Below are 24,059 nucleotides of genomic sequence, written 5' to 3'. Positions count from 1 at the left end.
CATGTCTACATGTATAGAATTATATTTAAGAGAAGTAGAACATGAAATACATTTAAGAAATGCAAAATTTAAAGATTGTGCTGAATTTATCAAGAAAAAAGCTGCTAAGGTATTATGTGTCAATCCTGGTGAGAAAATTTTGGGAACAAGACTTATAGGTATACCACCTATTCCTATAGGCATAGATGAAAAAAATAAAAGAATAATGATACCTTATACAAAACCTTGTTATGGTACATTTGTTATTGAATTACCTGTTGATAGAAAGGAATTAGAAAATATTAAGAAAGTTGGGAGAAAATGTTAACAACTGTAGTTGGTAGTTATCCTCCATATCCGAGGGGTCCTACTTCATTAATCGAAAAGATACAGGACATTTTTGGCATGTACGATAAATATAAACCCGCTATTGAGTTAGCTGTTGTTGATCAAATAAAAGCAGGTATTGATATAATTTCAGATGGCCAAGTTAGAGGAAATATGATAGAAATATTTGCCAAAAAAATTCCTGGCATGGATTTTGTAAATGGTAGTGCAATAGTATACGGAAAAATACTGCCTCCAAAAAATCCTATAACTGTTGAGGATGTAAAATTTGCTATTAAACTTAAAAATAAAATCAAAAAAAATGTTAAAGTAAAAGGTATAATTACTGGCCCGTGTACTCTTGCCTATTCATCAAAAATAGAAGGTTTTTATAAATCAAAAGAAAATTTGATGTTTGATATTGCTGAAGCTCTAAAAGTAGAAGCAAAATTCTTAGAAAAGTTAGATATAGCAATGATTCAAATAGATGAACCAATTTTATCTACAGGAATTGTAAATATAAAAACTGCAAAAAAAGTTATAGAAACAATAACTGATGAAGTTTCTATACCGATTTCATTGCATGTTTGTGGATCAATTGTTGACATATTTGAGAAGTTATTAGAATTTAATGTGGACATAATTGATTGTGAATTTGCAGGCACAAAAGAAAATTTAAATATATTGGAAGATGTAGATTTAAAAGGAAAAAAGATAGGATTTGGGTGTGTAAATACAAAAACAAATAAAGTCGAAAGTGTAGAAGAAATTAAAAAAAGAATTTTAAAAGGTATAGAATTAATTGGTAAAGAGAACATGGTCATTGACCCTGATTGTGGATTAAGAAACCTAAAAAGAGAGTCTGCATTCAATAAATTAAAAAATATGGTGAGAGCTGCACATGCCATATCTAATTAAGGCAAAAAATATAAGCGATGCATGGGAGAAACTTGTCAGCCTTGTTATGGAAAAAGGACATAAAATTAAAGATGAACGTGGACAAATTACAAAGGAATTATTGAATATATTAACGATAGTTAAATACCCAATTAAGAATTATCCTTTCCCTATATCTACAAACAAAGAAATTTTATTGAGTATACCTAAAGATTATTATTGGAGAGGTGATAAACTTTCAAAATACACAGATCAATTTTTGAAAAAAGATAAAAAAGGATTTGTTTATACTTATGGTAATAGGTTAAGAGACCATTTTTCTGTAGATCAAATTAAAGCTATTATAAAACGTTTGAAAAAATGTAAGAAAAGTAGAAGAGCTACTGCAGTGACATGGGATCCTAAGATAGATTTTAAAAATGAGGAAGTTCCTTGTATGATTTCAATTGATTTTAAAATAAGAAATAACAAGCTACATACAACAGGTATCTGGAGAAGTCATGATATTTACCAAGCATGGTTGCCTAACGCCGCTGCACTGGCTATCTTGGCGAAATATATATCTGATAAATTAAATATTAAAGTTGGACCATTAGCAATTCATAGTATTTCTGCACACATTTATGAGTATTGTTTTGATGATGCAGAAAAGGTGAGAAAAAATGGTAAGCGTTAATTTAAGGGCAAAAAAAATTGTAGATGAGATGATAGAAAAATCCAAGGAACTAAAAATAAAAGTGAAAAAATTAGATAATGGATCAACAATTTTAGATTGTGGAGTTAATGCAGAAGGTAGTTTTAAAGCTGGTGAATTATATACTAAGGTGTGTCTTGGTGGATTAGCAGATGTTGGGATTTCAATACCTGGCGATTTATCAAAAAAGTTAGCATTACCGTCTGTTAAAATTAAAACTTCTTTCCCTGCAATATCAACCTTAGGTTCCCAAAAGGCAGGGTGGTCTATAAATGTTGGAGATTTCTCTGCCCTTGGGTCTGGCCCCGCTCGCGCATTGTCAAAAAAACCATTAGAAACCTATGAAAAAATTAAATATGAAGACGATGCAGATGTAGCTATACTTGCCCTTGAATCTGATAAGTTACCTGACACTGACGTTGTCGATGAAATTGCCAAAGAATGTAAAGTATCCCCAGAAAATGTTTATGTTTTGGTAGCTCCTACTTCTTCTTTAGTTGGGTCAATTCAAATTTCAGGAAGAGTGGTGGAGAATGGAACATATAAGATGTTGGAAGTTCTTGATTTTGACGTAAATAAAATAAAATATGCAGCAGGTATAGCTCCAATAGCTCCTATAACAAAAGATAGTGTGAAAGCAATGGGAAGAACAAATGATGCTGTAATGTTTGGTGGCAGAACTTATTATTATATTTATTCTGATGAAGGCGATGATTTAGAGAAATTAGCAAAAGAATTGCCTTCATCATCCTCTCCTTCATATGGTAAACCATTTTATGAGATATTCAAAGAAGCTGAGTTTGACTTTTACAAAATTGATAAGAATATATTTGCACCAGCAGAAGTTATTATTAATGATCTTCGTACAGGAGAAGTTTTCAGAGCCGGATATGTGAACGAAGAATTGCTTTTAAAGTCATTTGGAATTGACTAGTTTTTTTCTTTTTTGAAGGTGGAAACAATGAAAAAAGATATTTATTATTTCGATGAACCTGGAGAAAAGAACACGGATAAGCTCATAGATTTGGTAAAAAAGAGGGTCGAAGAGTTAAATATTAAAGATATAGTAGTTGCATCAATTAGTGGAAAAACTGCATTAAAGGTAGCAAAAAAGATTAAAGATGTAAGTATAGTTAGTATAACACATCATGCAGGATTTTCAGAAAAAGGAAAATTAGAAATAAATCCTAAATATGCAAATAAATTAAAAAAGATGGGTGTTAAAGTATATACAGCATCACATGCACTAAGTGGTGTAGGTAGAGGAATATCAAATAAATTTGGTGGAATTACTCCTGTTGAATTAATGGCAGAAACGCTTCGAATGATTTCACAGGGATTTAAAGTTTGTGTGGAAATAAGTATTATGGCTGCTGACGCCGGATTAATCCCTGTAGATAGAGAAATAGTTGCAATTGGGGGAACAGGGAGAGGTGCAGATACATCTCTTGTGCTGACACCAGCCCACATGAACAATGTTTTTGATTTAAGGATACATGAAATAATTGCAATGCCAAGACCCTAAAGATAAGTAAAAAATATATTACCTCTCAACTTACTTATGATATATATCATTATTATTTGTGAGGGAGAAATGTGAAACTTATTGAAGATGCATTAAAAAATGCAAAAAAAGAAGATATTGGGAAGCCTAACATCAGAAGTGAAAATTCTATAGATGAGGAACTTAAAAAAATAATGGAAGAGAGTAGATCAAGGATATATGTTGTTGGTACAGGCGGAGCTGGAAATAATACTGTTTCCAGACTAACAAAAATAGGTATTGAAGGTGCAAAAACCATTGCTGTTAACACTGATGCCCAAGATCTATATTATAGTGTCGCTGACAAGAAAATTTTAATTGGTAAAAATCTTTGTAGAGGTTTAGGAACTGGTGGAATTCCTGAACTAGGTGAAGAATGTGCAGAAGAAAGTGAAGATGAAATAGCAAGAGAACTTGAAAATGCAGATATGGTATTTGTGACTTGTGGGTTAGGTGGAGGAACTGGAACAGGTTCAGCTCCCGTAATATCCAAAATAGCAAAGAAATGTGGAGCATTGACAATTGCTGTAGTGACATTGCCATTTAGTGCAGAAGGAGTTATCAGGAGAAAAAATGCCGAAGAAGGTCTTAAAAAATTAAGAAATTCTGCTGACACTGTTATTGTGGTTCCAAACGACAAATTATTGGAAGTAGCACCTAATTTACCAATTAACAAAGCCTTTATGGTAGCTGATGAAATATTAAGTAGAGCTGTAAAAGGAATAACTGAACTAATAACTAAGCCAGGTCTCATAAGTTTAGATTTTGCTGATATAAAAAGTGTTATGCAAGGTTCTGGAATGGCAATGATTGGAATGGGTGAGTCTGAATCTGGTGAAGATAAAGCATTAGAATCTGTTCATGAAGCATTAAACAGTCCATTACTTGATTTAGATATATCAAACGCTAAAGGAGCATTAATTAATATTACTGGTAGCTCAGATTTATCATTACAAGAAGCTGAAAGGATTGTACAAGTAGTAGCAGATGAATTAGATCCAGAGGCTAATATAATATGGGGCGTACAAATTGAGGAAGAATTACAGAATACAATAAGAACTACTATTATAGTGTCTGGTGTGAAGTCTCCATACATGTTTAGTGAAGAAAAACCAAAAAGAGGTTTAGAAAAGAAAAAAGAATTTACAAAAAAACATTCACTAGAGAAGTTTGTTGATGATGTATTTTAAATAATACTAAAATTATTCCCTAGAATAGGTTCCCATTAGCTCTGCCTGATCAATTATATGATCTTTCATGGCTTCTACTACTTCTTCTTTTTTTGCACCTGGTTCTAATTTGAGTTCAGTATCTAATGCATATAATCTAAAGTAATATCGATGTGTACCTGATGGTGGGCAAGGACCTCCATATCCAAGTCTTCCCCAATCATTTACTCCATGTATAGCTCCATTTTCAAGTTTTTCCTTATTTTCAACGCCTTCTGGAAGTTCTTCAATTTCAGGAGGTATATTAAATAATACCCAATGTACCCAAGTTTTTCCTGGAGCATCTGGATCTTCACAAATTAAAACCAAAGTTTTAGTGTTTTCTGGTATATCTTCCCATTTGATAGGTGGTGAAATGTCCTGTCCATCACAAGTATATTTTTTAGGGATTTTCTCACCATTTTTAAATGCCTTGCTAAATATTTTCATATTTTTAAACCCTCAATTATTTTTCCTTTTAAAATATTATGTAGATTATTCCTACACTAAAAAATTTTCGAAACATAAAATTTTGTTTAAAAAAAGATATATTTAAAAATATATTAAAAAAATGTTTTGGGGGAAATTAAATGTTTACAGCCACCTTACTGGGAGTATTTAAATATGATGAAATACCTGATGAATATATAAAATTTGTAGAGTTAAAAGCAGCTTTAGAGAAAAAGAATAAAATTAAAAAAAATGAGAAAATTGCTATAGTCAATATTGCAGGCACCAAATGTTATCATGTTTTGTTTTTGGAATCTTACAACAATATAGATGAAATTAAAGAAGAGTTAAAAGAAATAGGTGCAAAATTGAATCACATTTCATCAAATATTTTGGAAGGACATCTATGAAAGCTGATATATTAGAACAAATATGGTTCACAATTCTTAAATTACATGCAGATTTAAAAAAAAGAGGTAAAGATCTTCCAAAATCCATAAATAAGGAGATGAGAGATACAAAATTTCTAATTAATCTATATAAATCTAGTCCTAACGATCCAAAAATTGTTAAGGAATTAAAGAATATAAATGAATCTTTAAATTATCTACAAGAAGTTTTATTAGATTTTGCAGGGGACATAAGTAAAGAATATCGCAATAAGTGGAAAGAGGAATTTAAAAAAGTCATAAGAGGCGAAAAGGTGTATAGACCTCCTAATATTAAATCTAGATTTATAACAGGGGCTCCTAGGGACATGATGGTTACAAGGGTAAATTTAAACACGGCAATATCAGAAGATAGAATACAGGAAATTGCGGAATACCATGGTTTGATAATAGAATTTGAAGAAGATAATATAATTGTTTTATATGGTGAAGCTGAAGATATTAAAAGAAGTTTAAAAGAAATAGCAACATTCTTTGGGGAATAAATATGAAAATTCTTGGAATTAGTGACCTTCACGGAAAATTATTAGAATTAAATAATTTAAATGAAGAAATAGATCTCATAATAGTTTCTGGAGACATAACTGATTTTGGACCAGTAGAGTTAGCAGAAAAAATATTAAACAAGTTAACAAGTTACAATGTTCCTGTGCTAGCATTGCCAGGTAACTGTGACTTACCAGAAACTGTGGATATCATAGAAAAGTCTGGTACAATCAATATTCACAACAACGCTATAGAAATTAAAGGTATAAAAATATGTGGATTTGGAGGATCAAATCCAACGCCTTTTGACACGCCTTTTGAATTTCAAGAGGAGGAAATATACAATAGCTTAAAAAATATTATTTCAAAGGATACGACAATTCTTGTTACACATGCGCCTCCTTACAACACAAAAGTTGATCAAATACAAAGTGGTGATAACGTTGGTAGTAAATCTATAAGAAAAATAATAGAAGAGTACCAACCTAAAGTTAATATATGTGCTCATATACATGAAGCTAGAGGTATTGACCAACTAGGAAACACAACAATAATCAACACAGGCCCTGCTTTCGAAGGCAAGGTTGCAGTTATAGATTTAGATGGAGAAGTAAACTGTAAATGGATCAAAATTAGGTGATAAATAATGATTCTAGTGGAAGGAAAAGTAGCTGGAAAAAAATACAGAGAACCATTTTCAAAGGGTGTATTGGCTAGATCACTGACGAGATCAGGGATGGATCCTACAGATGCTTACCTCCTTGCAGCAGAAGTAGAGTCTTATCTTAAAAAAGAAAAAAAGAAAATTGTAACTATTGATGAATTAGTAAAAATTGTATACAATAAATTAAAGGAAAAAGATGAAAAAATAGCTGAAAAATATATAAGATGGAGAAAAATAAGAGAATATAAGGAACCTTTAATTTTATTGATTGCAGGAGCTTCTGGTGTTGGAACATCATCAATAGCATTCGAAGTTGCAAATAGATTAGGAATAAGAAACATGATCAGCACCGACATGATACGAGAAGTCATGAGAAAGATGATATCTAAAGAATTAATACCTTCTCTTCATGAATCTACTTTTACAGCTTATAAATCTTTAAGGACACCTGCACCTGTAGAGTTTGATGAAGTTTTAGTTGGCTTTAGAGACCATGTAAACGTGGTGACCGTCGGCATTGAAGCTGTAATTGAAAGAGCACTTACCGAAGGTATAAGTATAGTCATAGAAGGTGCCCACCTTGTTCCTGGATTTATAAGGGAAGAACTAATTAATAAAAATAATGTAGCGATGTTTGTATTGACAGTTCCTGATGAAAAAATGCATAGAAGCAGATTTTATTCTCGTTGCAGACAAAAATGGGCAAGAAGACCTTTAGAGAGATATTTAAAATACTTCTGGGCTATAAGACGCATACATGATTATATTGAAATGCAAGCAAGAAAACATAATATCCCAATAATTGAAAATATTGATGTAGTTACAACTATTGACTCGATTGTCAAGTCCTTAACAGAAGATTTGGTGCATAAAGATGTGGGAAAATATAAAGGTTAAAGATGTGATGACAAAAAATGTTATAACTGTGGATCCCGAAGAAGACGTTGTTTTTGCTTTTGAAAAATTAATGAAAAATAAAATAAGTGCTTTACCTGTAGTAAAAAAAGGCAAATTGTTAGGTATAGTAACAGCAACAGATCTCGGCCATAATTTGATCTTAGATAAGTACAAATTAGGTACAAAAGTTAAGGAAATAATGGTTAAAGATGTTGTTTGCGTAAGTCCTAACGATACTTTAGCTGATGTTGTTAAAAAAATGTATGAACATGGTGATAAGGACGAAATAATTAACCAACTTGTTGTAAAAGAGAATGATGAAATTAAAGGTATAATATCTGATGGTGACATAATAAGGGCACTGAGATCTACATTAGAAGAGTAGAAATTGTCTTAAGAACCATGGCTAAAGTAAAACAACAAGGAATTGTTAAGAGCCAGATATGTATTACATCTTTAACAACGTCGATTTTAACACTTGAAACTCCATATGCTAATCCTACACCAATGATGGATCCTACAAGTGTCTGAGTAGGCGATATTGGGATCCCATTATACACAAAAAGTGCATATATAATAGCCGCTGAAATTTGGGCTGAAAATGATCTACTTGGTACCAATTCTGTTATTCGTCTACCAATTGTGTCACTAACTCTGTTACCTGCTATTAATATACCTACTATGAGCATAATGGCGCCAATTATTTTTATTTCTAATCCAGCTTGTCCAAATGTTATGTATAAAACACTAGTAGCAATTGAAATATCAATTGCACCAATACTTAGAGCTGTAGCACAAGAAGTTAATATTAAAAGATATTTAAATATCTTTTCTATTCTACTTCTTTTTTTCATTGTAGTTTTTGTAAATATTACAGTGTTAAGAGCTCTGTAAGTCAAGTATCCAGTAACCAAGCCAATTAGTGGAGAAACAATCCAACTTAACATAATTACCCACAATGTTTGTAAATTTAATTTATCTATACCAATACTTGCAACGCCAAAACCGGTTACTGCCCCAATAATTGCTTCAGAACCTGAAATTGGAATTTTTTTCCACAAAGTAAATGTTATCCAAAGTCCTGTAGTAAAGGTAATGATAGAAGCACCTTTAATGTCAAGCATGCCAGCAGGTATTATTCCTTTTCCTATGGTTTCAGTAACGGCTTTACTCAAAAATATAGCACCTAAAAACGCAAAAATAGAATTTAAAACCAATGCCCTTTTAATATTGATAGCACCACTACCAACTACCGTACCCACCGAATTTCCGATATCATTAGCTGAAATTGTAAATGCCATATAAAGACTTACAAATATTGCAATTATTGTAATTAGTTCCATACATTTAACTTTAAAAACCAACTATTAATATAAATTAATCGCTGAATGGGCAAAATCTATCTAATTTTAATAGATGTGCTATTCCTGCTATTGTAGTACCATAAAATATATAATTGGTTTTGTATTTTTTACATTTTTCATATATCTTGTTAAATGTATTATTTGCGATAGTAGACCCTGTTATGAGCACGACATCGCAACATTTTATAATTTCTGGGTTGTATTTAGCATCTAAAACTTTTATTCCATATTTCACACTTCCAACATTTTCAGGATTTAAATCAGTTACGAATATTTTATCAAATTCATTAGAAAATTCTCTTACAAAAGCAGGTTGAAATCCTATAATGCCAACTTTTTCAGGAGAAAAATTATCTTTTACATATTCTACAAATTTTTTGGCACATTTTTCAGGATAATTTGAAGTACAATGCCTAGTATTTTCTATAATTCCATAGTATCTCATAACAGCGTTTAAACATGCAATTTGACATGATATATTTTCATGTTTTAATATATCTTTTATTTTACCTTTAAACACTGTTGGTGAATTTGTAAAGCAATCACCAAAATTTCCTTTGAAATTCGCTCTCAAAAGTATTTCTTTTCCTTTAACCAGTGGATAATCTTTTATTTTTTTAGTATCTAAATTAGGATTAGCAACCTTAATCTCTATTTCTTCATCTAACAAATCTTTAGTAAAACTTTTCAAATATTTTTTTATTTTTTCTTTTATCTTCATTTTTCCAAAACCCTATACCTAACTTCACCTTCACAAACTCTACTGCTTATCATGCCAGCACTTTGGCTTATTTTTTCTAATATTGCCTTAGGTTTTAACACTTCAAGTCCTGCAAGAATGTCAATTCCATAATCAAATAATGTTTTATGAAGTGGTGTTGTTGGTCCCATAAGTACTACATAGCTATCTTCATTTACAAGTTTTAAATACCTATCAATAGTTTTGTTGATTATAGTTGAAGATGTAATAATGAGTACATCACTTTTTGGAATTAATTGTTCTGCAGCAAATTCAGGAAAAATATTATGCTTAGGGTTCACTAAAAAAGGATTTATTTCTAAAATCCAAAACTCTTTTGAAACTTCTTTAATTGCATCAACTTTTGGAAATCTACCAATCATAGTCACTTTTTTATTTTTTGAAATTTCTGGTAACAACTCTAACATGTTTATGTTTTTCTTACCTTTGGGTTTTATAGTAGAGTTTATAGCTGCAACTCCAATGCTAGCTTCAATTAAATTCCAAGATTTAACGTATTCTGCCAATTCTCTCGTATCTTTTTCTGTTAATTTACCCCAATCTTTTGTGTAATTTCCATGTATATTAAACATGCTAAAAGTGTTTGCAACTCCGCAATATTTACTCAATACAGCAGTCCAAGAGACTCCAACTCGAACATCTTCCACAGGATATTTTTTGGTTATCCTTATTAACTCTTCAATTATTTTCATCATGATATTTTATTCATACGAGTTGCTATGTATATACTTTTCGATTTTGAATTTTGCATAACATTTATTTCTTCAAAGAATTAGATTCATAAATTTTTGAAATAGGATATGAGCCTAATATTTTCATAAAATGCGTTTTTTTGGATACAGCGTCTAATACGTCGACAATTTTATTTTCTTTTCTATGACCTTCAAAATCTAAGAAAAAAATGTATCTTCCGAGCCCTAACTTTAAAGGTCTGGATTCTATTTTTGTTAAATTTATATTTCTTTTCGCAAATTCTTTTAAAACTTCATAAAGTCGTCCTGGTTTATCTTCAAGTGAAAAAACTATCGATGTTTTATCATCCCCTGTAAACTCATGATCCCTTTTAGCTACCACTATAAATCTTGTAAAATTATTTTTGTAATCTTGTATATTTTCTTGAATTACGTGTAAATTGTATAATTTTGCAGCCCTTTTAGGAGCTATTGCTGCATAATTTAATTTTCCTTTTATGAATTTAGCAGCTGCAGCAGTACTTTGAAAAGAGCGAATTTTTAATCCTAACTTTTCGATAAATTTACGACATTGAGCTAATGAATGAGGATGAGAACATATAACTTCTATATCACTAAGCTTTACTCCTTTATTTGTAATTAAGCAATGATTTATTGGTATAATTATTTCTCTATAAATACAGAGGTTATATTCAAAGGCCAAAAGATCTAAAGTTATACCTACACTCCCTTCTATCGAATTTTCTATTGGAACAACGCCTTTATCAATTTTATTTTTATCTACAGCGTCTAGTACTTCAACAATGGAATCAAAACTTAACAATTTACATTTTTCAAATTTTTTTAATTTTATAGCAGCTTCTTCTGTAAAAGTTCCTTTTGGACCTAAATATCCAATCTTCAATTAGTAAAGCCCTCCATTAAGGTAATGTTTAATTTTGTCTGTTGTTGATTGATATATTCTCCTTATTTTTGCTTTTCCATCTTTATAACTAACTAGTTTTGCAATTACACCTTGTTTACGTAAATGTCTTATCAATTTTTCGGCTTCAGCTTTTGTTTCTACGTCTATAATTACATCTTCATGTGCTACTCCATTTTCAGCAATTTTTTTTATCGTTTCAATCATTGGTAGAAGTATAGATTCTCCAATTCTTTTTGCTCTTTCACGCATTTCCTCTCTAGATTCCTTAAATTCATAGGATTGGAAACCTTCTCTAATAACTCTGCTAAATAAGAAATGCCTTCCAAAATCAAAAGGAAACGTAAATGCAAACTTTAGTTCTGAATGGTGAGCACGTCCACAAGTATATTTAATTGGAGGTATTTTCATTTCAGGGTCTTTAATCACTACACCTTCTCTATTTTCTTTTTCTAATTCTTTGATTATTTCTTCAATTTTTTTTGGAGCTTCTTCTACATCAAAGATTCCAAAAAGCCGTACACCAGGAAGATTATATTTTTTTAATAATTTATTTTTCTCATAAACTGAAAGTGCTTCATTACTTACTTTACGCCTTATATCAAAAATTCTAAAGCCTAACTTTCCCACTTCAGGATAATAATGGGGTACATAAGGATTATGTGTTCCAATCATTTCCCCACATACAATTAAGTCTGGAAAATCATTAAAAAAATCTTCAAGATTTAATAGTTCCATAACTTTATTTGTTGTAAAAGGACATATAAAGCCCCCACGTGTTAATGCCACAATTTTTTCTCCAACCTTTGCTATTCTAACATTGTAACCATTCATTTTTTCTTCAACAGCAACAAAATCCTTAAAATGTTTCTCTATAGTTGGAGAAAGAAGTAGTGTACGTCGTATTTTGGGAAAGCCTCTTATGATATCTACTTTTTTGTGAAAATAAATTACTGTTCCAGCTTCTAATTTTCCAACATCTTTTTTAAAATGTAAAGTGGGAAACCCAAGAGATTCATAAAATTTTATTTTTCCACTTTTTATTCCTTTTTCAATGCGTTCTATATCTAGATTAAATTTTTTTAACATTCTCTGTAATGATTTTTTAAATTCATTTCCACATTTTGGACAAACATAATGTACTTTTTTTAAACCACAGGTTTTATTCCAATCTATTTGCAACTTTGAATTACAAGATGGACATGTATCTAAATTTATTAATTAAACCCCCTCAATTTCGGTAATTACATCTAATATATCTGTTTTTGTTATTAAACCTTCTAACTCATCATTCATTACTGGAAAACCACCAAATCCATAAGAAATTAGCTTTTCAGTGACTTCTGAAATACTTAAATTTGCAGAAACTGTACGTACATTTTGAACCATTATATCTTGCACTAATAAGTTTCTGATTCTGCTTGATTTATATTTGTCTGGAACGATTTTTCTGTAAGCTATTATTGCTTTAGCTACATCTCTGGCAGTAATTATGCCAACTAAAATATCATCGTCCATTACTGGCAATCTTCCAATTCTTGTATCAACCATTATTCGTCTAGCATGTAATAAACTGTCAGTAGGCCCTATAGTTATTATTTCAGTGCTCATGGCGTCTTTCACTTTTAATTCTCGGTAAGGTTTACATTTACAAACGTCCAACAAATCAGTTTTGGTTATTATCCCAACTAACTCACCATTTTCAACGACAGGTAAATTACTTATCCTATTTTCTAACATTATGTCAGCAGCTTTACCTACCGTAATGTTTGGAGATACAGTTATAGGATCCTTTGTCATAGCTGTAGATACATAAATATGAGATGGTGGTAAATTTTCATATTTAGATGAAAGTAATTTACCTGCTATATCTTTTTCAGTCACAATCCCTACAAGTTTTTTGTTATTATCTACAACAAGCAAAGAAGATACCTTATTTTTCTCCATAGATTTAAGAGCTTCAGCAATATTTTTATTTTTGTTTATTGTAACAGGATTGGTGGACATTAAGTATTTTATTAGCATTAAAACCCCCTCAAAAACTCTATATAGCTCTAATTATATCTGTTTTTGTTACTATACCAACTAGCTTTCCATCATCATCAATCACTGGTAAAGATCCTATTTTATTTTTGATCATGATTTTTGCAGCTTTAGACAAGTCAAAATCTTGATTTATAGTAATAAGATCGTCTGTCATTATGTCACCTGCTGTGAGTGTAGAAATTAATCTAACACGTTTTTTCTTTTTATAAGGCCTTACACGTACAAAAAATATTTTTTCAGTGGCAACTCCAGTAGAAGGTTTATCTAATTTTGCAAATAATATATCAGTGGCAGTTATAATACCTATAGGTTCTTTGCCAGCTGTAACAACGACTCTACTTATATTGTTTTTATCTAACAATTTAGCAACATGTGATAATGTAGTATTTTCATTTACAGTTACAACATCTTTTGACATCAAATCGGCTACTTTATATCTCCCCTTAAATTTCTCACTATATATTCTTACAAGATCTGTTTTTGTAACGATGCCAAGAATTTTTCCATCTTCAACTACAGGAAGTGCACTTATATCTTTTCTTAACATTAAATCAGCTGCATCTTTAATATCTTCATTTGGAGAAACCGTCACAGGATTTTTTGTCATTATGCGTTTAACTAATATATTATCTATCGGTCTTCTTTTCCATGCAGGTCCGCCTATTTTTAACAAAGATGCAATATCTGTTTCACTCAATATTCCAACAAGTTCTTCATCCTCATTGATCACTGGTAGGTGACTTATATCATTCTTTAGCATCAAATTTCGTGCTCGTGAAATACTGTCATTTTCTCGAACTACTATTACCTCATCATTCATGATTTCTTCAATTTTCATCTGATCACCCTGAAAATTATGCTATTATTGTTCTTAACAAATCTCTTTCTGTAATTATTCCAAGCAATTGATCATCTTCAACCACTGGAAGTCCTCCAACATTGTTTTTATCCATCAACTCATACACTTTACCTAAATTATCAGTTATACTTACTTTAATAACATCTTTCTGCATTATTTCACTTACAGGTCTTGATAACACCTCAAATGCACTTGCTGAAGTTAAGCTATCAAAGGCTTTACTATTTCCTAAAAATTTTAAAATATCTGTAGATGTAACAATGCCTATAAGTTTTTCACTTTCAGGTTTGGGTGTTTTTCTTTTTTCTCCAACTATAGGTACCCTTCTAACACCATTTCTTACCATAATTTTAGAAACACTTTCAATTGGAGTACCAGGAGTTGTAGTTATTGGATTTTCAGTCATGTAATCTGCAACTGGTTCTTCATTAATGAGTCCTGCCATTAAAAATACAAAATCTCTTTCAGATACAATTCCTACAACTCTATTTTCATTATCTACAACAGGAAGAGCTCCAACATCATGTTTGAGCATTTTTTCAACAGCATCCTTTATGGAATCTTTGTTAGTTATATAATGAGCATCTTCTGTCATGATATCTTTTATTGAATCATTTACAGCGGCTAAAAAATTATCATTATATTTATTTTCAATTATTTTAAATTTTTCTCCTCCTCCTAAAAAATCTACAATATCTGTGGCCGTAATAATTCCAAGAAGCTCATTTTTTGGAGAAACTACTGGTAATCTTCTAACTTTATTTTTCACCATTATTTCAGATGCTTCTTTTACGCTAATTCCAGGCGGTACTGTTATAACATCCTTATTTGCAATACTCATTATGTCTCCTTCTTTATCTGAAAGTCTAGTATCAAATTCTACAGGTCCTCTATCCAGAGACTTACCAATATTTTCCAGAATTTTTTTTCTCATTATAACACCTCAAACCACTAAAAATTACAATTTATTTAAACATATGCCTTCAAAATATCCTTCCTAGTGACTATTCCAATAAGATCAGCTCTTCTTACAACATATGATTCGTTATTAATATATTCTGGATTTTCGACAACTGGTAGTCTTCCAATATCTTTTTCTATCATTAATTTCATTGCATCATAGACATCGTCTTCTTTGGTTACAGCAACTGGAGGAGTCTTCATGACTCTATACACTTCTATGTTTTTTCTAACATGTTTCTTTGATTCTCTATTTATCCTAACATATCCAGAATCAATTATATCTTTTCTGGTGATGATTCCAATCAATTTTCCATTTTTTAATACAGGTAAACCAGAATAACCTGATTCATTCATTTTGTCCCACACTTTGTAGATAGGATCTTCATAATCACAAACTACAGGATTTTCTGTAAAAATATCTTTTATTTTTTCTTTTTTAGGTCTTATTTTAGCATCTAAAAAACTTTGGAAAATATCAAAAACACTGACAATTCCAATTAATTCCATGCTTGTACTATCTTTAATTATGAGAGCATGTGTTTTTTTTGCAGAAACAAGACGCTTTACAGCGTCCATTACATCTGCATCTGGCGTTAACAAAACTGTAGGTTTTTCCATTAATCCTTTAACGGTTATGTTAGATCTAGTTGAAGTGATTCGGAGTACATCTCCTCTTGTAATAACTCCCTCTAATTTACCATTATTTACAACTGGAAAACATCTTACCCTCTCTTCCCTAAATAAAGATCTTACTTTTGTAGCTGCCATGTCTGGAGAAACAACGATAGGATTTGTTGTCATTATTTCTTTGATTTTCACTTTATTCACCCTTTAATTCTCTTTTACAATCCTCACATACAAATTTTCCATCAACCTCTTCTAAATATTCAGCATAAGTTCCACAAATTTCACATACACCTGGTATTGATTCTTCTCGTTCTTCTCTTTGTAAAAATTCATTTTCTTTCATTCTTGCATTCTCAACTAAAATTTCAGTTAATTCTGGTGCCACTACCATTATATCTGTTGATGTTATTATACCAACTAAGACACCATTCTTAACTACAGGAAGCCTTCTTATATTATTTTTTGCCATTAAGTGAGCAGCTTCACGTATTTCGCTCTCTGGTTCAATAGTTATCAAATTTTTTGTCATGATTTCACTGACTTTAACTTCACTAGCTTTTAAATCCTTTGCAACAACTTTCCTAATTATATCACTTTCAGTTACTAATCCTATAGGACCTGAGTTGTCCTTGATAATTATACTCCCAACACGCTTTTTAGACATTATTGCTGCAGCTTCTGCTACACTAATATTTGGTGGTGCTGTTATAACATTTGGTGTCATGGCATCGCGTACAGTTATTTTCGTCTCTATATCCAAACTAAGACCTCCTCACCGAAATTTTAGGATCTTGTGAATTTGAGGTATGATTCTCACATTAAAATCTTTACCTATTATCTCAGACATTTTAAGTAGGCGTTTTTGCTTACCAATCCAATTTTTTAAAGGGCTACTTGGCTGTAACACTATTTGAAGCCCTAACGGATTTACAATCCCATCTCTAATTTTTTTAACGACTTTTTTTAAACTTTTGACTTTTGTAGATGGTAAGACTACAATCTTACAATAAGTGTATACCTTTTTTGCCATTAATATGTTTATCGTTTCAATTTCTTTTTCTATGATTTCTTCACCCATAACAGTAATATATCTAGGTAATTTTATATCTACTGCTGCATAATCTATAAATTTCGATATTACTTTTGCATTGTCTGGTAGAGATCCATTTGTCTCCAACAAAGCATTAAATTCACATTTTTTTAAAAATTTTTTTATAAAATCAGCATAAAGTAAAGGCTCTCCACCTGTCAAACAAATAGAATGTAAATCAGGTGTTACCAAACTTTTTACTGATTTATAAAGCTCATCAACTAAAAATAATTTCCCATTCTTAGGATCTCTACTTTTCGGTGTATCACAATATATACAATCTAGATTACATCCAGCAAATCTTACAAATATTTGTCTTTTTCCAACTAATAATCCCTCTCCCTGAATACTTGAGAATATTTCATACACTGGTGCTTTCATTTTTTCACTTTCTTTTTAAATATTGCTCCTTGTCCAATACCTTCATTTACACACACTTCAATTTCTGAAATTTTGTATCCGTTTTTCTCTTCAATTTTTTTCAAAATAAGATTTGCAAAATATTTTGCTAACGATTCTGCAGTTGTTGATTTTATATCAAGCAAAACACAATCTTCTTTCGGAAGTTCATATTTTTTATTAGCAATCTGAAAAATTACAGAGTCATTCTTGATTTCAAGTTCCATCATGTCATTATTCTTTGGTATCAATACCTTATGATCAAGTTTTGAACATATTGAACGGACGATTTTTTTAATATCTTTGAAATCAATTACAAAACCAAACTTACCAGATTCTTTACCTTTGACTTTAACATCTACAATATACGAATGACCATGTAAGCGTCCACAAAATTCATGACCAGGTATTATATGCGCTGCTGAAAACCTTAAATTTGCATGAATACCATTTAATACAACTTCCATTTAATTCCCACATTACATTGTTTTTGTTTTTGTAATATCCTCTTCAATTTTTCTAATTTCTTCTATATACTTCTCAGCAACATTTTTAATCAATTTTTTGATGTCTTTATTATCTAAGTTACATTCTTTGAGACCTATTGTTTTTATGTTTTCTGGTGTACCTTCACTACTTAAATTTATGCCCAAATGTATTTTCATACTACTTATTGAAGCAGTGGCTATAGACACTGTAAGTTTAGAATCATTAATATAGAGATCATCGCCTTCTCTTCTTGTCTTGATACCCATCTTCAATAGTTCTTCTTTTAATATCATTATTAACATCCTTTGTCTATGGTAACATAATTTTATGTTACCAGGTTGGCTGTCAAAATGTTCAATAATAAAATGTGCCATTTCTCCTCCTTTTATTTCTCTCCCTTTATCTTCATAATCTACTATTTTTTCCTTTTTTATATTCATTGGACCTATCCACGTGACTATACTAGGTCCTTTTATATTTAATTCTTCCAGTGCCCAAAATGGTTTTAATTGACTACCATCATATTTTATCTTCTTTTTTAAGTGATAATGTTTCATCTAATCACGAACTAAAAGTTCTTCATGGTAAAATAATTCATGGAACTTTATATCACCTTTGATCAATTTTTTAATAGTATCTGGTATTTTATTAATGGCAATCCTAACTTGTTTTTTATCAGATCTATTCCTTATTGTAACTGTACCATCTTCTATAGATTGGTGGTCAACTGTAATTGCAAATGGAATTCCTATTTCATCTGCACGAGCATAACGCCTACCTATAGTTCCTGACTCATCATAATTAACGATTAAACCTTCTTTTTGTAAATCTTTCTTTATTTTAATTGCTAAATTTATCAATTCTTTTTTATTGAGTAATGGAAAGACTGCAACTGGTATTGGAGCTATATCTGCTGGAAAATCAAAGTAAGTTCTTTCATCATCTTCTACAAAGTTGTGTATCATTGTTGCATAAAAAATTCTATCTATACCAAAAGATGGTTCAATGACATGTGGAAGAACTTTTTTACCTTTTATATATTTCCTTTTTTCTTTTATTTCTATTTCATCTTCATATATTTCAAATTCTTCATTGTCGATCTTAATCTTAATTTTTCCTTCATTTTTAGACAATTCTTTTTTAATTTTTTCTGGTTCCATATTTTTTAGCTTTTTTAAAATTTTCTTGGCTTTTTCTTTAAATCTAGGACCTATTTTATCCATTCTAGGATGTATCTCAACTTTTTTAACCAATTTGGGTTTTTCATACTCAACAAATATTCTTAGATCTTCACCACTACTTTCCATGTGAGACTTAAGATCATAATTTGTTCTATCAGCTATTCCTACAACTTCTATCCATCCAAATTCTCCCATATATACTTCAGCATCCCAACAATCAGCGGCATAATGTGCCATTTCACTAGGTAGATGTTGTCTAAATCTTATCATTTCTTCAGGTATTCCTAAATCAGTTAGAAACTCTTTTGTTAGATAAAGGTGATAAGCTAACAATTCGCTAGATATAATATTTTCATCTACAGCTTCTTTTAATGAAATTTTCTCAGGTTTTTCACCGTTAAGTTGTTTTTCTGCAGAAAAAAGTTTTAATTTTTCATCTGCTACTTTATGAAATTTGGGATGTGTTTTGTTATCTGGTTCTACAAATATTTCTGCTTCAGCTTGAGTGAATTCACGAAGCCTTATAACACCTTGTCTAGGTGATATCTCATTTCTAAATGATTTACCAATCTGTACAACACCAAAAGGCAATTTATTTCTATAAAATCTCATTAATCTCTTAAAAAGAACAAAAATTCCTTGTGCAGTTTCAGGCCTCAAATATCCAACTTTTTTACCAGTTGGTCCTATCAATGTTTGAAACATTAAATTATAGCTCCATACATGTGATAGGTGTCCCCCACATTTAGGACATCTTATTTTTTTCTTAGAAATTATTTCTGTAAGTTTTTCATTGCTGAGACCTTCTACATCTTCACCTGTCTCATCTTTTATAAGGTGATCTGCTCTATAAATTTCTGAACAATCTTTACATTTTGTCATTGGATCATTAAAATGATCAACATGGCCTGATGCCTTTAAAACTTCTTTTGGCATGACATTTGGTGTCTCTACTTCATAAAATCCTTCTTTAATTGTATAGTATTCTCTCCATTTTTCAATTATTTTTCTTTTTAATAGAACTCCCAAAGGACCATAATCATAAAATCCTGAAAGTCCTTCATATATTTCAAATGAAGGCCATAAAAATCCTCTTCTTTTTGCGATTTCCATTACTTTATCCATGTTATCACCTAGTTTAAATTTTACCATGTTTTATCTCATAATCTTTTGATATTTTACTACTTTCAGGGCCATTCTGTCCCATGTACTTACTATCTCTCTCAGGATGTCCATATGGCCTTTTAGCAGGAGAGGTCATTGTTTCAAAAACTATTTGACAAATTCTTTGCTTTGGATATATTGCTATTGGCATCTTACCTATATTTGATATTTCCAATGTTATCTTTCCATGAAATCCAGGATCTATATAACCTGCTGTTACATGAACTGTCACGCCCAACCTTCCAATAGAAGAACGACCTTCAACTCTTCCTACTAGATGTTTTGGAAGTTTAATAGTTTCATAAGTACTTGCTAATGCAAATTCACCTGGATGAATGATAAAAGCTTCGCCATCTTCCAAATGAAATGTATCCATATATGATTCTAAATCACGTCCTTTTTTTGGATCTATATATGGTTTTCTAATAATTTTAAAACTTTTAAATTTATGACCAACCCTCAAATCTACAGATGCTGGCTGTATTTGATTTTTTGGGTCTTCCAATGGTTCTATAGATATAATACCCTTTTTCAAATATTTTTCGATGTCTCTATCACTTAGTATTGCCATTTTTTACCTCTTCCTTAATTTTTATTTTAGAAAGATCTTCAACAACATTAGGTATTCCTGAACTATTGCCTACTCCAACAACAAGAATATTACTATCTTTTTCATATCTTTCAATCATTTTATTAACAATTTTTATTGCTTTTTTACATCCTTCTAATATTTTTTTATTCATCTGACTTACAGCTTCTTCAAGACTCATTTTAATTATAACTGAACTCACATCTATGTCCTTTTCAGTGATTTTATTTTCTATTAACCATTTTTCAACGCCTGTTCCGCCAACTACGACCCCCACACCTTCAGCAACGCTTCCAGTTTTTTCTCCTTCTAATTTTACAGCAGCATCTATCATAATTAAATGATCAATATTATTTTTGTCAATTAATCTTGTTACTACTCTTCCAACTCTACCAATTCTTGCTCCAGGTCCTTTACTTCTTACTATAATCACATTTCTACCATCTATACTTTTTTTAGTATATACCATATCTCCCATTTCTTTCAAATCATCGTTACCATCCATCAGGGCTCCAGCAACAACTACCCCAGCACTGTCACCAACTGGTAATCCTTTTGAAAATGCTTTAACACCTTCAAATTGAGCTTCAAAAAAACGTCTTATTAGGTTGAGGTTCATTTGCAATGCTATTAATATTTGAAAATTCTTTGTTTTTTTAGCTAATTCAAGGTTATGTCTTATGATTTTTGCCGTTGATTTCAAACTTAAGGTAGATTTTAAAGCCATTATAAAATTAGATTTTTTTTCTTCGTCTAAATCCTCTAAGACCTTATCTGCAACCTCTTTAAATCTTTTCTCACTCATGTTTAATATTTTTTCAAATCTTTTCACAATTCCATGTGGGTCTAATCTAGATGGCTTTGCAACAAAGAATTCTAAAAATTTCTTTAATTCTTTTGAATGTTTCCTTTTACACATCTTTATTATTAATTTTTCGGCTTCCTCAACTTTCTTTTCCATTTCTTCTACATATCTAGATACGTTGCGTAGAAGCATCTGATTCATTACCATTGGAAAAATAATTAAGAAAATTAAAAGTAAGATTAAGCCAGTAGTGTTATCTCCAAATAACATTGTCTTTCCCACTATATATTTCTTTTTATGGATCTAAATATACCCATCAATACATGAAATTCTTTTTTAGTTAAAAATGATCTACCAATTATGTTTTTAAAAACTTTTATTGCATTTCTTTTTTTATGTATTGGCATGTCTAATTTTGATACAACTTCATTTATTTCTTTTTTTAACAATTCTTTTTCTTTGTAGGATGCAATTTCTTTCTCAATTTCACATGTATCTTCCATTTTTTTGAATAATTCATAAAAAATTACTGCGGCTGCATGGGACACATTCATAATAGGATATTCTTTACTTGTTGGAATTGTAAGGATAAGATCACACATTCTTAACTCATGGCTGTATAGTCCATGGTCTTCTCTTCCAAATAAAATAGCCGTATTTTTTTGTATATTTTCAGCCAAATATTCTGGCGTAACTGATATCCTCTCTATATTACGATCCCCTGCAACTACGCCACTTGTACCAACCAATAAATTAATATTTTCTTTTTCAAGCATTTTATTTAAAGATTCGTAGACTTTAGAATTCTTTATAATATCTTTAGCATGCACTGCATGATAATATGCTTCCTTACTTAATTTGCAGGGATTTATAAGGATTAATTTTTTCAATCCAAAATTTTTCATTGCTCTTGCCATAAAACCTATGTTTCCTGCGGTCTTTGGTTCAACAAATACGACAGTTATATTTTCTAACATCGTTACAAACCTTTTCTTAATAATTCTACTATGTTTAAAACTTTAATTTTTGTAGATTTTTTATTTGCTGCATCTTGCATATTTAATTGACAAAATGGACATATGGTTATAATTGCATCTGCATTTATTTTTTCTGCCATCTCTATTTTCTTTTTAGCCAGTTTTTGGGCTAATTCAGGTTTGCCTGATCTCACACCTCCACCTGCACCACAACACCTATCAGGTTCATCCATTTCAACAAAATCTAATCCAGGAATTTTATTTAAAATTTTTCGTGGCTCTTTACGAACGTTTTGTCCTCTAGCCAAATGACAAGGGTCATGATAGGTTACTCTCATTTTAATAGGTTTAAGGTTTAGATTTTTATCAACTAAAAATTCACTTATGTCTTTAACATTTAATTTAACACCAAACTTAGGATAGTCATTTTTTAGTGTTGATCCACACCCAGCACACAATGTTATTACAGTATCATATCCCTCAAATATTTCTCTGTTTTTCTCTACAAGTTCTTTTACAATATCAGTCTGTCCTGTACGTATTAATGGAGATCCACAACATACTTGTCCTTTAGGAACATCTATATCTAATCCAATATTTTCAAATATTTTTAGCAATGCTTCACCAACTTCTGGCATTCTATAATCAACTAAACACCCCGTAAAGAATGCTATATTGCTTTCCCCAAATTTTGAGACATTGTCTATAAATGATTTTCCAATGGAATCTACGGATCTTCCAGTTTTTTCCACACGTTTTCTAATAGATGTGTGTGGAGGCAATGGACCCATCTCTTCTTTATATGCAAGTTCTCTCAATTTTTCTATTGCATCTCCTGGAAGATTTAGTCCTTTAGGACACACTTCTTCGCATGCTCCACAAGTAGTACAATAATAAATTCCTTTTTTTATTCCTTGGGACACTCTATTATATTCATCTCTTGGATCAAATGCAAATTTAGCTATATAGTTCATATGATAGGGTCCTAAATATTTTGAAGTCTCTTTGATAACAGGACAAGCTGTTAAACATGAAAAACACTCGATACAACCTCTAACTTTCCTAGAATCCCAATACTTTTCTGGTTTTATGATTCTCAGATCTTTAGTCTTTTTTGAATGTAAATATAAATGCATTTCACGTGCTTTATTTTCCATTTCTTTCCTATCAACAATTAAATCTTTAATGACAGGTAAATCTAAAGGTTCTATAATGGCATTGTTTTCTACTTCATGTTTACAAGCTAAAACAGGTTTTCCGTTAACTTTTACAGCGCAAGATCCACATTGTCCAGCTTTACATGAACTTCTAAAGGCAATATTTGCCCCATATTTTGCATTTATTGTGTTTAATGCATCTAATACTGTCATTTTTTCCTTTTTACTTATTTCATATGTTTCATAATATGGTTTATTATCAACTTTGGGATCATATCTAAATACATGAATTTTCATATCTTTCCCTCAAAAAGTAGATTATCAAAAATTTAAAGAGTATATTATTTAAAAATTTAGTCTAAAAATATAATTAAGTTTTTA

The 24,059-nt window shown here is 30.7% G+C and carries 30 protein-coding genes; 11 read left to right on the top strand and 19 right to left on the bottom strand.

Translation table 11 applies throughout. From position 1 onward, the window contains the following. Position 1: 1 nt before the first annotated feature. The 6 genes from ACZ5LY_RS06655 to ftsZ all read left to right on the top strand — a co-directional run bounded on the left by ACZ5LY_RS06655 (position 2) and on the right by ftsZ (position 4,630). On the top strand, positions 2-307 hold the full coding sequence (locus ACZ5LY_RS06655; RefSeq protein WP_013413338.1) for a DUF1894 domain-containing protein: 306 nt from the start codon (positions 2-4) through the stop codon (positions 305-307). Then, on the top strand, positions 301-1,224 hold the full coding sequence (locus ACZ5LY_RS06650; protein ID WP_013413337.1) for a methionine synthase: 924 nt from the start codon (positions 301-303) through the stop codon (positions 1,222-1,224). The genes ACZ5LY_RS06655 and ACZ5LY_RS06650 overlap by 7 nt, the downstream gene beginning before the upstream one ends. After that, entirely contained in the window at positions 1,208-1,879 is a 672-nt protein-coding gene (locus tag ACZ5LY_RS06645; protein ID WP_013413336.1) for a thymidylate synthase, read from the top strand. The genes ACZ5LY_RS06650 and ACZ5LY_RS06645 overlap by 17 nt, the downstream gene beginning before the upstream one ends. Beyond that, positions 1,866-2,831, top strand: coding sequence for a methenyltetrahydromethanopterin cyclohydrolase (gene mch, locus ACZ5LY_RS06640; protein WP_013413335.1), 966 nt, complete (start codon positions 1,866-1,868; stop codon positions 2,829-2,831). Before ACZ5LY_RS06645 ends, mch begins: the two co-directional genes overlap by 14 nt. Positions 2,832-2,858: 27 nt before the next feature. Next, positions 2,859-3,422: a pyruvate kinase alpha/beta domain-containing protein gene (locus ACZ5LY_RS06635; protein ID WP_013413334.1), complete on the top strand. Its 564-nt coding sequence runs from the start codon at positions 2,859-2,861 to the stop codon at positions 3,420-3,422. Between the two features lie 71 nt (positions 3,423-3,493). Continuing rightward, the gene (gene ftsZ / locus ACZ5LY_RS06630) at positions 3,494-4,630 is read left to right on the top strand and encodes a cell division protein FtsZ (RefSeq protein WP_013413333.1); all 1,137 of its coding nucleotides are present in this window, start codon (positions 3,494-3,496) and stop codon (positions 4,628-4,630) included. A gap of 12 nt (positions 4,631-4,642) precedes the next feature. Here the strand turns inward: ftsZ and ACZ5LY_RS06625 are convergent, their stop codons facing one another. Continuing rightward, positions 4,643-5,098 carry a YbhB/YbcL family Raf kinase inhibitor-like protein gene (locus ACZ5LY_RS06625; RefSeq protein ID WP_013413332.1) on the bottom strand — a complete coding sequence of 152 codons (456 nt, stop codon included), beginning with the start codon at positions 5,096-5,098 and terminating at the stop codon, positions 4,643-4,645. Between the two features lie 140 nt (positions 5,099-5,238). Between ACZ5LY_RS06625 and ACZ5LY_RS06620 the strand changes: the two genes are divergently transcribed. From ACZ5LY_RS06620 to ACZ5LY_RS06600, 5 genes are read left to right on the top strand one after another with little or no spacing between them, the layout of a single operon-like run. After that, positions 5,239-5,508 (top strand): DUF749 domain-containing protein, encoded by a 270-nt coding sequence (locus ACZ5LY_RS06620; protein WP_013413331.1) that lies wholly within the window; start codon positions 5,239-5,241, stop codon positions 5,506-5,508. After that, entirely contained in the window at positions 5,505-6,032 is a 528-nt protein-coding gene (locus ACZ5LY_RS06615) for a DUF2096 domain-containing protein (protein WP_013413330.1), read from the top strand. The genes ACZ5LY_RS06620 and ACZ5LY_RS06615 overlap by 4 nt, the downstream gene beginning before the upstream one ends. 2 nt (positions 6,033-6,034) lie before the next feature. After that, complete coding sequence (locus tag ACZ5LY_RS06610) at positions 6,035-6,673, top strand: metallophosphoesterase family protein (RefSeq protein ID WP_464577506.1); 639 nt, start codon at positions 6,035-6,037, stop codon at positions 6,671-6,673. A 6-nt stretch (positions 6,674-6,679) separates the two neighbouring features. Then, positions 6,680-7,594: a 2-phosphoglycerate kinase gene (locus ACZ5LY_RS06605; RefSeq protein ID WP_013413328.1), complete on the top strand. Its 915-nt coding sequence runs from the start codon at positions 6,680-6,682 to the stop codon at positions 7,592-7,594. Next, positions 7,572-7,979 (top strand): CBS domain-containing protein, encoded by a 408-nt coding sequence (locus ACZ5LY_RS06600; protein ID WP_013413327.1) that lies wholly within the window; start codon positions 7,572-7,574, stop codon positions 7,977-7,979. The genes ACZ5LY_RS06605 and ACZ5LY_RS06600 overlap by 23 nt, the downstream gene beginning before the upstream one ends. Here ACZ5LY_RS06600 and ACZ5LY_RS06595 read toward each other — a convergent pair. The 18 genes from ACZ5LY_RS06595 to tfrB form a co-directional block, all read right to left on the bottom strand. Next, positions 7,963-8,937 carry an inorganic phosphate transporter gene (locus tag ACZ5LY_RS06595; RefSeq protein WP_013413326.1) on the bottom strand — a complete coding sequence of 325 codons (975 nt, stop codon included), beginning with the start codon at positions 8,935-8,937 and terminating at the stop codon, positions 7,963-7,965. The genes ACZ5LY_RS06600 and ACZ5LY_RS06595 overlap by 17 nt on opposite strands. Before the next feature lie 34 nt (positions 8,938-8,971). Further along, positions 8,972-9,679 carry a Rossmann-like domain-containing protein gene (locus tag ACZ5LY_RS06590; protein WP_013413325.1) on the bottom strand — a complete coding sequence of 236 codons (708 nt, stop codon included), beginning with the start codon at positions 9,677-9,679 and terminating at the stop codon, positions 8,972-8,974. Next, the gene (locus ACZ5LY_RS06585; RefSeq protein ID WP_464577503.1) at positions 9,676-10,410 is read right to left on the bottom strand and encodes a Rossmann-like domain-containing protein; all 735 of its coding nucleotides are present in this window, start codon (positions 10,408-10,410) and stop codon (positions 9,676-9,678) included. The genes ACZ5LY_RS06590 and ACZ5LY_RS06585 overlap by 4 nt, the downstream gene beginning before the upstream one ends. A 64-nt stretch (positions 10,411-10,474) precedes the next feature. Next, positions 10,475-11,314, bottom strand: coding sequence for a prephenate dehydratase (pheA, locus tag ACZ5LY_RS06580; RefSeq protein WP_013413323.1), 840 nt, complete (start codon positions 11,312-11,314; stop codon positions 10,475-10,477). Then, entirely contained in the window at positions 11,315-12,514 is a 1,200-nt protein-coding gene (locus ACZ5LY_RS06575) for an RNA ligase (protein ID WP_464577501.1), read from the bottom strand. Positions 12,515-12,553: 39 nt separating this feature from the next. Next, a complete protein-coding gene (locus tag ACZ5LY_RS06570) occupies positions 12,554-13,357 on the bottom strand; it encodes a CBS domain-containing protein (RefSeq protein WP_013413321.1) in 804 nt (267 codons plus the stop codon). Positions 13,358-13,376: 19 nt separating this feature from the next. After that, the gene (locus ACZ5LY_RS06565; protein ID WP_013413320.1) at positions 13,377-14,216 is read right to left on the bottom strand and encodes a CBS domain-containing protein; all 840 of its coding nucleotides are present in this window, start codon (positions 14,214-14,216) and stop codon (positions 13,377-13,379) included. Positions 14,217-14,232: 16 nt separating this feature from the next. Next, positions 14,233-15,171, bottom strand: coding sequence for a CBS domain-containing protein (locus tag ACZ5LY_RS06560; protein ID WP_013413319.1), 939 nt, complete (start codon positions 15,169-15,171; stop codon positions 14,233-14,235). A gap of 35 nt (positions 15,172-15,206) precedes the next feature. Continuing rightward, complete coding sequence (locus ACZ5LY_RS06555) at positions 15,207-16,019, bottom strand: CBS domain-containing protein (protein WP_245526740.1); 813 nt, start codon at positions 16,017-16,019, stop codon at positions 15,207-15,209. 1 nt (position 16,020) lies between these two features. Beyond that, on the bottom strand, positions 16,021-16,587 hold the full coding sequence (locus tag ACZ5LY_RS06550; RefSeq protein WP_013413317.1) for a CBS domain-containing protein: 567 nt from the start codon (positions 16,585-16,587) through the stop codon (positions 16,021-16,023). Positions 16,588-16,599: 12 nt separating this feature from the next. Continuing rightward, the gene (locus tag ACZ5LY_RS06545) at positions 16,600-17,298 is read right to left on the bottom strand and encodes a 7-carboxy-7-deazaguanine synthase QueE (RefSeq protein WP_464577497.1); all 699 of its coding nucleotides are present in this window, start codon (positions 17,296-17,298) and stop codon (positions 16,600-16,602) included. Continuing rightward, entirely contained in the window at positions 17,295-17,783 is a 489-nt protein-coding gene (locus ACZ5LY_RS06540) for a 6-carboxytetrahydropterin synthase QueD (protein ID WP_013413315.1), read from the bottom strand. Before ACZ5LY_RS06540 ends, ACZ5LY_RS06545 begins: the two co-directional genes overlap by 4 nt. 12 nt (positions 17,784-17,795) lie before the next feature. After that, on the bottom strand, positions 17,796-18,362 hold the full coding sequence (locus ACZ5LY_RS06535; protein WP_464577495.1) for a DUF366 family protein: 567 nt from the start codon (positions 18,360-18,362) through the stop codon (positions 17,796-17,798). Further along, entirely contained in the window at positions 18,363-20,111 is a 1,749-nt protein-coding gene (gene glyS, locus ACZ5LY_RS06530; RefSeq protein ID WP_464577493.1) for a glycine--tRNA ligase, read from the bottom strand. It abuts the gene before it with no gap. Between the two features lie 13 nt (positions 20,112-20,124). Then, positions 20,125-20,721 carry a dCTP deaminase gene (gene dcd, locus ACZ5LY_RS06525; RefSeq protein ID WP_013413312.1) on the bottom strand — a complete coding sequence of 199 codons (597 nt, stop codon included), beginning with the start codon at positions 20,719-20,721 and terminating at the stop codon, positions 20,125-20,127. Then, on the bottom strand, positions 20,705-21,814 hold the full coding sequence (locus tag ACZ5LY_RS06520; protein ID WP_013413311.1) for a DUF1512 domain-containing protein: 1,110 nt from the start codon (positions 21,812-21,814) through the stop codon (positions 20,705-20,707). Before ACZ5LY_RS06520 ends, dcd begins: the two co-directional genes overlap by 17 nt. Before the next feature lie 11 nt (positions 21,815-21,825). Beyond that, positions 21,826-22,521 (bottom strand): RNA methyltransferase, encoded by a 696-nt coding sequence (locus ACZ5LY_RS06515; RefSeq protein ID WP_013413310.1) that lies wholly within the window; start codon positions 22,519-22,521, stop codon positions 21,826-21,828. 2 nt (positions 22,522-22,523) lie between these two features. Then, a complete protein-coding gene (gene tfrB / locus ACZ5LY_RS06510; protein ID WP_464577490.1) occupies positions 22,524-23,975 on the bottom strand; it encodes a fumarate reductase (CoM/CoB) subunit TfrB in 1,452 nt (483 codons plus the stop codon). Positions 23,976-24,059 lie beyond the last annotated feature (84 nt).

Source organism: Methanothermus sociabilis, assembly GCF_055392295.1.
This window is presented reverse-complemented; position numbering and strand designations above follow the sequence as displayed.

Coding starts and splice junctions, on each gene's coding strand:
- ACZ5LY_RS06655 (WP_013413338.1), top strand. CDS start 2: ATGTCTACATGTATAGAATTATATTTAAGAGAAGTAGAACATGAAATA.
- ACZ5LY_RS06650 (WP_013413337.1), top strand. CDS start 301: ATGTTAACAACTGTAGTTGGTAGTTATCCTCCATATCCGAGGGGTCCT.
- ACZ5LY_RS06645 (WP_013413336.1), top strand. CDS start 1,208: ATGCCATATCTAATTAAGGCAAAAAATATAAGCGATGCATGGGAGAAA.
- mch (WP_013413335.1), top strand. CDS start 1,866: ATGGTAAGCGTTAATTTAAGGGCAAAAAAAATTGTAGATGAGATGATA.
- ACZ5LY_RS06635 (WP_013413334.1), top strand. CDS start 2,859: ATGAAAAAAGATATTTATTATTTCGATGAACCTGGAGAAAAGAACACG.
- ACZ5LY_RS06625 (WP_013413332.1), bottom strand. CDS start 5,098: ATGAAAATATTTAGCAAGGCATTTAAAAATGGTGAGAAAATCCCTAAA.
- ACZ5LY_RS06620 (WP_013413331.1), top strand. CDS start 5,239: ATGTTTACAGCCACCTTACTGGGAGTATTTAAATATGATGAAATACCT.
- ACZ5LY_RS06615 (WP_013413330.1), top strand. CDS start 5,505: ATGAAAGCTGATATATTAGAACAAATATGGTTCACAATTCTTAAATTA.
- ACZ5LY_RS06610 (WP_464577506.1), top strand. CDS start 6,035: ATGAAAATTCTTGGAATTAGTGACCTTCACGGAAAATTATTAGAATTA.
- ACZ5LY_RS06605 (WP_013413328.1), top strand. CDS start 6,680: ATGATTCTAGTGGAAGGAAAAGTAGCTGGAAAAAAATACAGAGAACCA.
- ACZ5LY_RS06600 (WP_013413327.1), top strand. CDS start 7,572: ATGTGGGAAAATATAAAGGTTAAAGATGTGATGACAAAAAATGTTATA.
- ACZ5LY_RS06595 (WP_013413326.1), bottom strand. CDS start 8,937: ATGGAACTAATTACAATAATTGCAATATTTGTAAGTCTTTATATGGCA.
- ACZ5LY_RS06590 (WP_013413325.1), bottom strand. CDS start 9,679: ATGAAGATAAAAGAAAAAATAAAAAAATATTTGAAAAGTTTTACTAAA.
- ACZ5LY_RS06585 (WP_464577503.1), bottom strand. CDS start 10,410: ATGAAAATAATTGAAGAGTTAATAAGGATAACCAAAAAATATCCTGTG.
- ACZ5LY_RS06570 (WP_013413321.1), bottom strand. CDS start 13,357: ATGCTAATAAAATACTTAATGTCCACCAATCCTGTTACAATAAACAAA.
- ACZ5LY_RS06565 (WP_013413320.1), bottom strand. CDS start 14,216: ATGAAAATTGAAGAAATCATGAATGATGAGGTAATAGTAGTTCGAGAA.
- ACZ5LY_RS06560 (WP_013413319.1), bottom strand. CDS start 15,171: ATGAGAAAAAAAATTCTGGAAAATATTGGTAAGTCTCTGGATAGAGGA.
- ACZ5LY_RS06545 (WP_464577497.1), bottom strand. CDS start 17,298: ATGAAAGCACCAGTGTATGAAATATTCTCAAGTATTCAGGGAGAGGGA.
- ACZ5LY_RS06540 (WP_013413315.1), bottom strand. CDS start 17,783: ATGGAAGTTGTATTAAATGGTATTCATGCAAATTTAAGGTTTTCAGCA.
- ACZ5LY_RS06535 (WP_464577495.1), bottom strand. CDS start 18,362: ATGAAACATTATCACTTAAAAAAGAAGATAAAATATGATGGTAGTCAA.
- glyS (WP_464577493.1), bottom strand. CDS start 20,111: ATGGATAAAGTAATGGAAATCGCAAAAAGAAGAGGATTTTTATGGCCT.
- dcd (WP_013413312.1), bottom strand. CDS start 20,721: ATGGCAATACTAAGTGATAGAGACATCGAAAAATATTTGAAAAAGGGT.
- ACZ5LY_RS06520 (WP_013413311.1), bottom strand. CDS start 21,814: ATGTTATTTGGAGATAACACTACTGGCTTAATCTTACTTTTAATTTTC.
- ACZ5LY_RS06515 (WP_013413310.1), bottom strand. CDS start 22,521: ATGTTAGAAAATATAACTGTCGTATTTGTTGAACCAAAGACCGCAGGA.
- tfrB (WP_464577490.1), bottom strand. CDS start 23,975: ATGAAAATTCATGTATTTAGATATGATCCCAAAGTTGATAATAAACCA.